This is a genomic window from Roseibium sp. AS2, assembly GCF_038900065.1.
GTDB lineage: Bacteria > Pseudomonadota > Alphaproteobacteria > Rhizobiales > Stappiaceae > Roseibium.
Genome location: NZ_JBBMQN010000007.1, coordinates 213,947 through 226,314, shown reverse-complemented (window position 1 = coordinate 226,314; position 12,368 = coordinate 213,947). Strand labels below are relative to the sequence as shown.

Annotated in this window: 11 protein-coding genes and 1 pseudogene; 10 read left to right on the top strand and 2 right to left on the bottom strand. The window is 59.3% G+C overall.

All coding sequences use genetic code 11. From position 1 onward, the window contains the following. Positions 1-86: 86 nt before the first annotated feature. Positions 87-1,242: pseudogene (locus WNZ15_RS20545) on the top strand (IS3 family transposase). Between the two features lie 199 nt (positions 1,243-1,441). On the opposite strand, the gene WNZ15_RS20540 reads toward WNZ15_RS20545, so the two are convergent. After that, positions 1,442-2,968, bottom strand: coding sequence for a GMC family oxidoreductase (locus WNZ15_RS20540; RefSeq protein WP_342894995.1), 1,527 nt, complete (start codon positions 2,966-2,968; stop codon positions 1,442-1,444). A gap of 176 nt (positions 2,969-3,144) precedes the next feature. Beyond that, entirely contained in the window at positions 3,145-3,834 is a 690-nt protein-coding gene (locus tag WNZ15_RS20535) for a GntR family transcriptional regulator (RefSeq protein ID WP_342894890.1), read from the bottom strand. A gap of 171 nt (positions 3,835-4,005) precedes the next feature. On the opposite strand from WNZ15_RS20535, the gene WNZ15_RS20530 reads away from it, so the two are divergent. From WNZ15_RS20530 to WNZ15_RS20490, 9 genes are all read left to right on the top strand, one after another. After that, on the top strand, positions 4,006-4,836 hold the full coding sequence (locus tag WNZ15_RS20530; protein WP_342894889.1) for an alpha/beta hydrolase: 831 nt from the start codon (positions 4,006-4,008) through the stop codon (positions 4,834-4,836). 43 nt (positions 4,837-4,879) lie between these two features. Then, positions 4,880-6,019: an NAD(P)/FAD-dependent oxidoreductase gene (locus tag WNZ15_RS20525; protein WP_342894888.1), complete on the top strand. Its 1,140-nt coding sequence runs from the start codon at positions 4,880-4,882 to the stop codon at positions 6,017-6,019. A gap of 66 nt (positions 6,020-6,085) precedes the next feature. Continuing rightward, positions 6,086-6,676, top strand: a complete 591-nt coding sequence (locus WNZ15_RS20520; protein WP_342894887.1) for an amino acid synthesis family protein — start codon at positions 6,086-6,088, stop codon at positions 6,674-6,676. 32 nt (positions 6,677-6,708) lie between these two features. Continuing rightward, positions 6,709-7,167 (top strand): YbhB/YbcL family Raf kinase inhibitor-like protein, encoded by a 459-nt coding sequence (locus WNZ15_RS20515; protein WP_342894886.1) that lies wholly within the window; start codon positions 6,709-6,711, stop codon positions 7,165-7,167. A gap of 68 nt (positions 7,168-7,235) precedes the next feature. Then, entirely contained in the window at positions 7,236-7,961 is a 726-nt protein-coding gene (locus WNZ15_RS20510) for a class II aldolase/adducin family protein (RefSeq protein ID WP_068414378.1), read from the top strand. A gap of 22 nt (positions 7,962-7,983) precedes the next feature. Further along, positions 7,984-9,612, top strand: a complete 1,629-nt coding sequence (locus tag WNZ15_RS20505) for a choline dehydrogenase (protein WP_342894885.1) — start codon at positions 7,984-7,986, stop codon at positions 9,610-9,612. Continuing rightward, positions 9,609-10,535 (top strand): 5-formyl-3-hydroxy-2-methylpyridine 4-carboxylate 5-dehydrogenase, encoded by a 927-nt coding sequence (fhmpcd1, locus tag WNZ15_RS20500; RefSeq protein ID WP_342894884.1) that lies wholly within the window; start codon positions 9,609-9,611, stop codon positions 10,533-10,535. Before WNZ15_RS20505 ends, fhmpcd1 begins: the two co-directional genes overlap by 4 nt. 37 nt (positions 10,536-10,572) lie before the next feature. Continuing rightward, positions 10,573-11,082: a TRAP transporter small permease gene (locus WNZ15_RS20495; protein ID WP_342894883.1), complete on the top strand. Its 510-nt coding sequence runs from the start codon at positions 10,573-10,575 to the stop codon at positions 11,080-11,082. Then, positions 11,079-12,353: a TRAP transporter large permease gene (locus WNZ15_RS20490; RefSeq protein ID WP_342894882.1), complete on the top strand. Its 1,275-nt coding sequence runs from the start codon at positions 11,079-11,081 to the stop codon at positions 12,351-12,353. Before WNZ15_RS20495 ends, WNZ15_RS20490 begins: the two co-directional genes overlap by 4 nt. Positions 12,354-12,368 lie beyond the last annotated feature (15 nt).

Genomic DNA, 12,368 nt, shown 5'->3' with positions numbered 1-12,368 from the left:
GGTCGCAATTGGAATGGTAATCGTCCCCAAAAACCATTGGGTTGAAGATTGGACTTCTCCAGCCTTTGATGCGTCTGGAGAACCAGATGAAGAAATCAAGATTTACAGAGAGCCAGATCCTGGCGATTTTGAAGCAATGATGAGGATCAGAAAATGATCCAGTGAATGATTTTCCCGAAAAATGAGAGCGGTGTGTCGGTTGCTGACCTTTGCCGGGAACACGGGATCAGCAACGCGACGTACTACAACTGGCGATCCAATTACGGCGGTAAGGATGCGCCCTTGATGGCGGAAATGAAGACCATGGCCGAGGAGAACCGTCGTCTGAAGAAGATGTATGCCGAGATGGCGATGCAGAACGAACTGCTGAAGGATGCTCTGGGAAAAAAGCCTTGAGGCCGTCTCAACGCTAGGGGAAGGCCATCAGTGCGGTCCGGTTGCGTGGCGTGAGCATTGCTCTTGCCTGCCGCACGTTCCTGATCAGCGAAAGCTGCTATCGCAATGAGCGCAAACTCAGCAACGAGAACGCAGAGATCGCGGACTGGCTGGTCCGGCTGACGACGGCTCACCGAACCTGGGGTTTCGGCCTTTGCTTCCTTTATCTGCGCAATGTCAAAGGCTTCGCATGGAACCACAAGCGGGTCCAGCGGATCTATCGTTCGCTCGAACAGAACCTGCGCATCAAGCCGAAAAAGCGCTTGGTTCGGGAAATACCGGAACCGTTGGCTGTTCCCGATGGTCTCAATATGACCTGGTCTATGCGCTGACCGGCAGGCGATGCTTGCATCGCCGAGAGGGGACTTCATGTCTGATCAGTTGGCCGACGGGCGCAGCTTCAGGACCTTGAACGTTCTGGACGACTTCAACCGTGAGGGCCTGGTCATTGAAGTGGCCATTTCCATTCCGGCCCTTCGTGTCATCCGCACCCTGGAGCGGATCATCGAATGGCGCGGACAGCCTTTGAACATACGGGTGGATAATGGCCCGGAAAACGTCAGTGCCGCCCTGCAAATATGGGCTTCAAGACGTGGGATCGGCTTGGAATACATCCAGCCAGGCAAACCGCAACAAAACGCCTATGTCGAGCGCTACAACAGAACAGTCCGCCATGAATGGCTCGGACAATACATATTCGAGACGACCGAGGAGTCACAGGACCACGCCACACGCTGGCTATGGACATACAACAACGAGCGGCCAAACATGGCCATCGGCGCTAAAGCAACCCTAACGGGCATCTAAGTCGCGCACATGATCCGCAATGGGCAGATTGGATCCTCTGCATGCGGATTCCTTCAATTTCCAGAGCGCGCTGGATAACTCCGCCTAATCAGAGCGACAGCTTTGAAAAGCGTAAAAGTTTGCGACAAAAACCTTCCTTTGTGCTGGTCCGATCCGTGTCTCAACCGATATGACTGCGGCTTGTCTACGAAGGCTATCGTCAGTTTTTTGGTGAACAATCGGCTAGGGTTCGGACAAAGGTCTCGGCAATCGCCAGAACGGCTGCGTGAATTGGTCCCGCGGTAAGGCTGGGCAGAACCGAGGCGTCCACCACATAAAGGTTATCGATAGATCGAAGCCGTAGATCCGGACCGACAACGGCAGTGTCGTCATTGCCCATCCTGCAAGTGCCGCACGGATGGTGATGCGTGATGACCGCTTTCGCTATAAAATCGTCGATCTCGGCCTTGGTTTTGAGGGTGCCAGGATAAAGTTCGCGATCGCGCCACCCGGTAAGCTCCTGCGCGTGTCCGATCGTCCGCGCGGCCTCGAGAGCCTGGCGAAACATGTCTCGGTCATAGTCTGTTTGCAGGTAGGCTGGATCGATGCTCAGACGATCGCCGGTCTCTGGCCCGGTAATGCGAAGGCTGCCTCGGCTCGTGGGATGGGTCACCCCGAAGAGCAGAGAGTAAGCCGTGCCGGTTTCCGGCTGCGGAAAGCACTCGGATACGATCGGCGCCACGCCGCAACCGACGACGATATCGGGCTGTCCCGTCCCGGTGAAGTCGCCGGCTCTCATATACGCCATCGACTCCGAATGCTGGAGGCGAGAAGGCGGAAGTGGCTTGCGCGTGGAATAGACATTGCCCGCGCCCAGCAGGTGATCCTGGAGATTCCGGCCGATATCAGGCATGTCGACAAGGCATTTGACGCCTGCGGCATTGATAACCTCGGACGGCCCGATGCCGGAACGCATCAGCAGAGCAGGGCTTTCCAGCGAGCCGGCACACAAGAATACCTGGTCGGCGGAGATACGGATCAGGCCTTCCCTGCCGACGACCTCGAGGTGGTGGACCCGATTGGCCTCCAGAACGAAACGCCGGGCGAGGGCGCCGGTCAGAATCCTCAGATTGCCGCGGACACGCACTTCCGGTGTCAACCATGCATCTGCAACCGTCACCCGTCTTCCGTTGCGGATGTTCAGCGAGTTCGGCGTTACGCCGATCATCTCACCGTCATTGTGACCTTTGAGGCAGGGCAGGCCGAGGGCGCCGCCGGCAGCGATGAAGGCATGGGTAAGTGGGCTGATTTCCGCATCCGTCCTGTGGACAGGCAAGGGGCCACCCTTGTGACCCGGGGTTTCTCGGTCTTCATTCGCTTCAAAGGCGGGCAACAAGCCCTTCCAGCTCCATCGGGAACTGCCGCTTGCCTCGGCCCAGGGCGCAAAATCTTCGGGATGTCCGCGCATGTAGCCCATCGCGTGCAGGCAACTCGACCCACCCACAAGACGGCCGCGTGCCCAGGAATGGGCCCTGCCGGCTGTGCCCGCCTGCGGCTCCGTCTTATAGTCCCAATCGTAGCTGCGGCCCTGAAGCGCCGGCCAGGCTGCCGGATTCCAGATGTCGGGATCTGTTGCTTCATCGCCGGCTTCAATCAAAAGTACGCTTCGGGTCGGATCCTCGCTCAGACGCGCGGCCAGCAGCACCCCGGCCGAACCGCCTCCGAGGACAAGCGCGTCCGCGTTCATGTCGCTTGCTAAAAAAACCTCAGTCATCAAGATCTCCCTTTTACGGCTGCTGTGTCAGACCCCGTGGAGACCGCGGCGTCTCAAGCCGGCACTGCGATGCACCCTCTGAAACACGCCGAATTCGATATGTCATGATGGGCTCAACGACCTGAATGCAGGGGGGGGCGAGGCGGTGCCTAGTTACCGCACTCCATTGATTTTTTCGCTGCCGCCATCGCCTTGAGCACGTGTTTTCGCGCGGCCTTCCGGGCAGCTTTTTCGTCACCTGCGGCGATGGAATTGTAGATCTCTCTCATCTCCGCCAGACTGCTTAGCGCCCGGCCTTTCAGTGACATTGATCGTGATCTGAAAAGGCTGATCCTCGCAACAAGGCCCCGATGGATCTCCTCAAGAATTGGGTTTCCGCAATTGGCGAGGATGATGGAGTAGAAGTCGGCTGCTGTTGTCACCCGTGCCAGGGCGTCGTTGCTGGAGGCGGCGGCTTCGAACGCGGAAAGTGCTTTTTCGAGCGCCTGAAGCTCCTGCTGCGAGATCGTCTGAGAGCAGCGGCCGACAGCTTCGACTTCCAGAAGTTCCCGGGCCTCGTAGATGGCGGTTACCTGCTCCCATGAAAGAGCGGGAATGAAGGGGCCCTTGTTCGGCACGATATCGATGAGGCGTTCGGCCGCGAGGCTGCGCAAGGCTTCGCGGAGGGACGGTCGGCTGATGCCGAGCTGAACGCACAACTGACTTTCAACCAGCCGGCTGCCGGGTTCGAAAACCCCGGAGAAGATAGCAAGCCTCAACTTGTCGACCGTCGCCTGCTGCACTGTGCGCGGCAATACTCTCAAATTCAGGTCTGGCAGCATCGTTTTGATCTCGTACATCCGGAGTGAGCGCAACCAGAAGGAATATAGGCGGCGTCTTTCTATTTTGACAGAACTATCACACATTCTGTCAATACGTAAGATTGAAAGATTGTCTGACAATTTGGTTGACGCTTATCAGATTTGTGTCATGCTTCAAATACCGAAAGACAGCGACGCAGGATCTGGGACATGGTGGCAACCGCCTCTTACGAAGACATGAGTTTGCGCCGTATCGACACCGGCTGCATTACCTTGAGCATACGTGAGGCCGGGAGCGGCCCGTTGATGCTTTTCTTTCACGGGATCACCGCCAATTCCGCAACGCTGGCGCCTCTGGCCGCTAATTTCAGCGACCGTTTCACGACCATCGCAGTCGACCAGCGCGGTCATGGCCTCAGTGACAAGCCTGAGAGCGGATACGGCGCGGATGACTTTGCCGATGATATCGCGGCCCTGATCCGGGCGCTTGATCTTGGACCGGCAGTTCTGGTCGGCCACTCCCTCGGATCACGCAACGCTGTCACCGCCGCGACCAGGTTCCCCGAGCTGGTCCGCTCTGTCGTGGCGATCGATTTCACCCCGTATATCGAGGCGGAAGTCTTCGATGCGCTGGAGGCGCGGGTGAATGCGGGAGATCAACTGTTCCACGATCTGAAGGCGGTGGAGACCTATCTCGCCGCCCGCTATCCGAATATTCCGGCGCAGGCTATCAGGATTCGAGCCGAGAGCGGATACCGCAAGGTCGAGGGAGGACTGCGTCCGTTGGCGTTCCCCTCAGCCATGTCCCAGATCGCCACCGGGCTGCGTGCGGATCTCACCCGGACGTATCGCGATCTCCGCAGGCCGGTTCTTTTGATGCGCGGGGAGGAGAGCAAGCTGGTCTCCGCCGAGGCACTGACGAAAACCAGCCGATTGCGCCCCGACCTTCCGGTCGTCGTCGTTCCCGGCGCCGATCACTACGTCAATGAGGTGTCTCCGGACATCACATTCAAGGCAATCACCAACTTCATCGATGCCTGAGAGCGGATGTTCCGTTTTTATTTTACGCAACAGGATTTGAACTATGGCGAACATTAACAAGAAATCTGGCAAGGCGCTTCGTGCGCAGGTCGCCGGCGCGGGCTTTGCCGGCCTGACGGCGGCAATCGCGCTGCGCCAAAACGGCTGGGATGTTACGCTGCATGAGAAGGATTCCGAGCTTCGGGCGTTCGGTGCAGGCATTTATTTATGGCACAATGGCCTGCGGGTGCTCGAAGCGGTCGGCGCGCTTGACGATGTCCTTCTGGGGTCGCATACGCCTCCCACCTACGAGACCTGGATGCAGAACAAGTCGGTTTCCAAGGAAACCTTCAACGGGCTGCCATGGCGTATTATGACCCGCAGCCACCTGCATAATGCCCTGGTCAAGCGCGCCCGCGATGTCGGTGTCGAGATGCGCGTCAATTCCGAGGCCGTTTCCGCCGAGGCGGATGGCCGGTTGACGCTTCAGACCGGAGAAGTTTTGGAAGCCGATCTGATCGTCGGGGCCGATGGCGTCGGCTCCAAGGTCCGCGACTCCCTGAACTTCAAGCAGGATCGCTGGACCTCCACCGACGGCATCATTCGTCTCATCGTTCCACGCAAAAAGGAAGAACTCGGCGACGGAGAGTGGGACAACACGATCGACATGTGGAATTTCGAGCCGCGTGTCCAGCGCATCCTTTATTCGCCTTGTAACAAGGACGAGCTCTATCTCGGCCTTATGGCGCCGGCCGCCGACCCACGTGGTTCGCACGTTCCCCTCGATCTCGAGGTCTGGGTAGAGATGTTTCCGTTCCTGGAACCTTGCCTCGTCGAAGCCGCGAAGCTGCAATCTGCACGCTATGACAAATATGCGACCACCAAACTCGACAACTGGGTGAATGGCAAAGTGGCGCTGGTGGGCGACGCCGCCCATGCCATGTGTCCGGCCCTTGCTCAGGGCGCGGGCTGCGCCATGGTCAACGCCTTCAGCCTTTCTCAGGATCTTGCCGAACAATCTTCGGTCGAGGACGCGCTGGCCGGTTGGGAAAAACGCATCCGCCCAATTACCGACCGGTGCCAGGCGCTTTCGGGTGAGTACGCGGCGAACCGCTCGCTTTCCAATGGCAACATGTTCACGCCCGCGGCTCTCGAAGCTGCGCGCTACGACCCCATTCGTCGCGTCTATTCATGGCCGCAATAGCGGTCGGCAGGCCAGCCACAAAAACACTTGTTCGCGCCGGAGCCGCGCGTTCCCAAGGAGAAAGAAATGAAACATTCGGCCTCAGTCGAGAAACACTATGAAGTGCGTGGCTGGTACTCGTCAGTTCAGGAAATCTTGCATGATGGCGGCGCGTCCGGCGAAACGCTGATCAAGGTCGCCGTGGGTGTGATTATCCGCAATCCTTTCGTGGGTACCTACCAGGCCGATCTTTCGGCACTTACGCAGCCGAGTGCCGCCATTGGTCATGCGCTCGGAGAGCGTGCCGTGGCGCTCCTTGGCGGCCGGCCCGCCGAAAGCTATGGAAAGGGCGGAATCGCCGGCGTGGGTGGTGAGCAGGAACATGTCGTCGCCTGCATCACGACTGAGTTCGGCAATCCGCTGCGCGAGCAGGTGGGGGGCGGCGACGCCTGGATTTCCTCCGCCAGCAAGGTGGCGTCAGCCGGGACGTCGATCGACATTCCGCTGGCCCACAAGGACGAGCTTTATATCCGCTCTCACTATGATGCCATCACCTTCGCGGTGCCGGATGGCCCCCGGCCGGATGAAATTCTCATCTGCGTCGCGGCGGCAACCGGCCCGCGCGTTCACCAGCGGGTGGGCGGCAAGACTGTCGCGGACCTGGCGGCTGCACAATAACCCGATCGAATATTGACTGAAGGACGTATTCCATGCCCCTGAACATCAAAGACCTCAAGATAACGTCCGCGGATTTCAATCCGCTCGAGATGATGCGCGACGAGCATGCCGGAGACAAAGGCAACGTACTCCCAAGACTCACGGTCAGCGGGGTTCCTGCCGGGACCAGGGAACTCGCGGTGATCTGCCATGATCCGGATGCGCCGCTGCCTCGGGGTTTCACGCATTGGACCGTTTACGGCATCGACCCGTCCGCAACTGATCTTTCAGACGCTCAGGACAAGTACCGCGTCGGACCGAACGGGGCCGGAGGCTTGCAGTACTACGGTCCTCAGCCGCCTGCCGGCCACGGCAAGCATCATTATTACTTCTGGGTCTACGCCCTCGACACGACGGTTGAAGGAACTCCCACGCGAGAAGAGTTCCTCGCCGGGTATGCCGACAACATCATCGAGCAAAACAGGATCGTTGGCCTTTACGAAAACAAGTGAAGTGCAAGGTCCCGGTGAAAAGACCAACCCCACCGGCCGGGACCTCAGCGACTCGGGAGAACTCAGAAATGACCACCATCACCCAAGCCCGGCAGACCGTGTTCGAAGAGCTGGTCACAGCTACCAAGATTTTGTTGCATGAGGGTATCCTCGATACATTCGGACACATAAGTGCCCGTGACCCGGAGGATCCTCAAGCTTTCTTCCTGGCGCAGAAACTTGCCCCGAGCCACATCACGACCGGCGATATCCAGCGGTTCAATCTGGAAGGCGAGACCGACGACAATCGACCGTCTTATCTTGAACGCTACATTCACAGTGAGATCTACAAGGCCCGGCCGGACGTCAACTGCGTGCTTCACAGCCATTCTCCGGCTGTGCTTCCCTATTGCTTTACAGACCAGGCGCTAAGGCCTGTCACCCACATGGGGGCGTTTCTCGGCGAGACGGTTCCCGTCTACGAGATCCGTGACAAGCTGGGCGACGACACCGATCTTTTCGGCGGCAGCCATAGCGTTTGTGCCGATATCGCCGAAAGCCTGGGTAAGCAAGCCGTCGTTCTCATGGCCCGTCACGGGGTCGTCAACGTCGGCGGTTCTGTTCGTGAGGTCGTGTTCCGCGCGTTTTACACTGAGCAGAACGCTGCCGCGCAGACCGCGGGCCTGCAGGTGGGCAACATCAAGTACCTGTCGCCCGGTGAGGTCAAGACCGCTGGAAAGCTCGTCGGAGCCCAGATTGACAGGGGATGGGACCACTGGACCATGACCCTTCGTCAAGCCGGGCTGCTCAAGTAGCCCCCCAGAAAGCAGAGACGTCATGCAGCACGCGGAAAACTACAATTACATCATCGTCGGAGCCGGTTCGGCCGGCTGCGTCCTCGCTCACCGGCTGAGTGCGGATCCGGCCTGTTCCGTGCTGCTGCTCGAGGCGGGGGGCTGGGACCGCGATCCGATGATCCACATTCCGCTCGGTTGGGGCAAGATCCTCACCGAACGCCGCCATGACTGGATGTATTTTTGCGAGCCGGAAGACAATGTTGGCGGCCGCAGCGTCGAATGCGCCCGCGGCAAGGTCATTGGCGGATCGTCCTCGACGAACGCAATGGCCTATGTGCGGGGCAATCGCGGCGACTATGACCGCTGGGCCGCCAACGGCCTCCCGGGCTGGTCCTATGACGAAGTCCTGCCCTATTTCCGCAAGCAGGAAACCTGGGAAGGTGGTGCAGACAAGTCTCGGGGAGGATCGGGTCCTCTCAGTACGCAGCATTGTCGTTACGAGGATCCGTTGATCGATGCCTTCGCCGAGGCCAGTGTCCTGGCCGGTTATCCGCAGACCGATGACTATAATGGTGTCCGGCAGGAAGGCTTCGGCCGGTTGCAGATGACGATTTCGAAGGGCCGACGGTCTTCTACGGCTTCGGCCTATCTGCGGCCGGTTCTGAAGCGGCCCAATCTGACGGTTCTGACAAAAGCCATGGCCACGAGGATCGTGATGGATGGCAAGCGGGCCACCGGTGTCACGATCAACCACAACGGATCTGAAAAGACGGTCACGGCTCGCAATGAGGTTCTTCTGGCGGGTGGGGTCATCAATTCGCCACAGCTACTCATGTTGTCGGGTGTGGGGGCCCCGGAGGAGCTCGCCGCGCATGGCATTGAAACGCGCGTCAACCTGCCTTCCGTGGGCAAGAATCTGCAGGACCACGTTTCCGTTATCCTGATGTACAGGCGCCGTGAGCCGGGTCCGTTCTTCAAGAACATGAGGGCCGACCGGATCGGTCTTGATTTCCTCAAAACCTATCTGACGGGCAAGGGTTTCTCCGCCGACGTCCCTGGCGGAGTGGTTGCCTTCCTCAAGAGTGGCGAGGATCGGCCGCTGCCGGATGTGCAGCTCCTGTTCACAGCCGCTCCGCTTGCCGCATGGCCCTATCTAGAACCTTTCAAGGCACCGTTCCAGGACGGCTTCGCCACCCGGATCGTGGCAGTGCAACCGGAAAGCCGAGGATCAGTGAAACTGGCTTCGGCGGATCCGTTGGCGGCACCGCTGATCTATCAGAATTTTCTGGCCTCTCCGAAGGACTGGGATTCGCTTCGTGCCGGTTTCCGGGTGGCGCGGGACCTCGCAGCGCAGCCGTCAATGAAGCCCTTCATAGAAGCGGAGTTCTTTCCCGGGCCCGGCTGCCAGTCCGACGAGGAGATCGACGAGCATATCCGCAAGACCTGCATCACTGTCCATCATCCGGCAGGCACCTGCCGGGCCGGCTCCGATGCGGCCTCGGTTGTCGACCCGCAATTGCGTGTCAATGGCGTTGACGGTCTTCGCGTGGTCGATGCGTCCGTCATGCCGGACCTGGTCTGCGGAAACATCAATGCCGCCGTCATCATGATCGCCGAAAAAGCGGCTGATCTCATCATGAAACCCCAGACAAGCGAGGCAGCGGCGTGATCAAGCGTGTAGCCATTATTGGTCTTGGAACGATGGGTCCCGGTATGGCCGCCCGTCTTGCAAGAGGGGGCGTCGAAGTCGTGGCCCATGACATAGCACCGAAGGCGATCGAGCGCGCCCGGTCGATGCTGGATGCGGCCGAAGGTGTTCTCGACAATCTCGGAATTTCGACTTCCGGAAACAACGGCTCGGTGCGGTTCACCGACAAGATCGAGGATGCCGTCGCCAGCGTTGATCTCGTCATCGAAAACGTTCCCGAGAAGGAAGAGATCAAGGCGGATGTCTACCGAAAGATCGATGGCTTGATCGCGCCGGATACCATTGTGGCGTCCGATACGTCCGGCATTCCGATCACCAGCTTGCAGACGCATATCTCCAACCCCGCGCGGATGGTGGGGATGCACTGGTCCAATCCGCCGCACATCATTCCCATGATCGAGGTTATCGGTGGACAGCGGACCGCGCCTGAAACGGTTCAAACCATACGCGACTTTATCCGTTCTCTCGGCCTCTTGCCCGTGCTCCTCAAAAAGGACGTTCCAGGATTTGTCGAGAACCGCGTGCTCTATGCGCTCTTGCGCGAGGTCGTCGATCTTGTCGAGCGCGGCGTCATCGAACCGGAGGATATCGACACCTGCGTTTCCTGGGGCATCGGCTACAAGCTGGCCGTGATCGGTCCCATGGCGCTTCTCGACATGGCCGGTATGGACATCTATCACTCGGTCTCCTCCTTCCTCAACGAAGACCTATGCGACCGCAAGGATGTTGCGCCTCTGGTGCGCGAACAGATCGCCGCCGGCAAGCTCGGTATCAAGTCGGGTGAGGGGATCTATTCCTACACATCCGAGAGCATCGCCAGTCTCCAACCGGAACGGGCGCGAAAGCTCGTCGCGATCCGGCGCATTCTCGAGGGAAAAGAATAACGCCATGAACACCGGGCCGGAGGATGGAGAAAGGCGCATGAGTGGCAACGGAATTATCCGTGCCGAAGCGCTTGCCGTTCGGCTCATCAGCGTCCTGTTGGGCCTATGCCTGATCGTCATGGTCCTGATCAACGTCGCCAACGCAGTGGGCCGCTACAGCGGCTGGTTCTCGCTCGTCGGCGCGGACGAACTGCTGGTTTACGGAATGATCTGGATCGTCATGCTTGGAGCGATCCTGGCGGCGCGAAGTCGAGACCATCTGTCGATCAATCTTCTGCCGACCGCGATGTCCGGCCGCCTGGCAGCCGGTTTACAGATCGCGATCGATGTGGCGACAGTTTCTGTTTCCGTCCTCATCGCATGGAACAGCTTCATCTTCATTGAGCGTATCGCGATCCTCAACCAGAAGAGTATGGGCCTGGGCATGCCTATGGTCATCCCGCACTCCGCAATCCTTGTCGGCTTCATAGGCATCGCCGCTGTCACAGCCTTCCTTACCATTGTCGACATTGCCCGCTTCACCACTTCGGAAGAGGTGCAAAAGTGACCTGGGTCCTCGGCATCACCGTCACGATACTGATCGCATTGGGAGCGCCCATCTTCGTCGCGCTGCTCTTCGCGGCGTCGCTGGCGCTCCTGTTCTTTCCCGGCCCTCCGCTGATTGCCCTTCAGCAGACGATATTCGGCGGTCTGGATACCTACGCGCTGCTGTCCGTCCCGTTTTTCGTCTTCGCCGGCGAATTGATGGCGATCAGCGGCATTGCCGATCGCCTCATCAATCTGGTGCGTGCCCTGTTCGGCCGGGTCCCAGGCTCGCTCGGGATTGCGGCGCTCGGCGGCTCGACCCTCATCGGCACGATCTGTGGTTCTTCCGCCGCCGCAGTCGCCGCCGTGGGCCGCAACATGTATCCTCAGCTCATTGAAGGCGGATACGGCAAGCGGCGCGCAGCCGGTATCATCACTTCCAGCGGTGCGATCGACATCGTCATCCCACCCTCGATCGCCATGATCCTTTATGGCGCGGCGGCCGAGCAGTCGATTGCCAAGCTGTTCATCGCGGGCATAATTCCCGGCATCGTCATGGCGTTGCTGATGGCCGGATACATCTCGTTTTCGGCTCTGATTGCGCGTATTCCGAGGGATACGAAATTCCAGGCCCGGATCGCCTGGGAGGCCTTCAAACAGGCCTTCTGGGCATTGACCATGCCGGTTTTCGTCATCGTGGGCATCTATGCAGGTTTCTTTTCACCCACTGAAGCCGGCGGCTTTGCCTGTGCCTATGCAGCGATCCTCGGCATGGTCGTCTATCGCACCGTCACCTTCCGCACTTTGCTGGAGGCAGCCGTCAGTTCGGCAATGATGACGGCGCGCATCATGATCGTCGTCGCCGCGGCGGGCGTCATCAGCTGGGTCCTCACGGTCGAAGGTGTGCCCCAGGCGCTGATTGCCATGACAGCGGATTCGGGCCTTTCGCCCCTCGGCTTCCTCTTGACCGTCAACCTGCTGCTTCTGGCGATAGGCTGCGTTCTGGACCCAACTTCGGCGATCCTTGTCCTGTCTCCGCTTCTCGTGCCCATCGCGGTGTCGCTGGGGATCGATCCCATTCACTTCGGCGTGGTCATGACCGTCAATCTCGCCATTGGCATGTTCACGCCTCCCTTCGGCTTGAACATCTTCGTCGCCCAGTCGGTACTCTCCTTGCCTACCTCTGACATCTACCGCGGGGTTCTGCCTTACATGGCGGTCCAGATCTCCGCTCTAGCCCTCATCACCCTGATCCCCGCGCTTTCGCTATGGCTGATCAACGGCATGTCGTGAGTGCATTGAAGCACA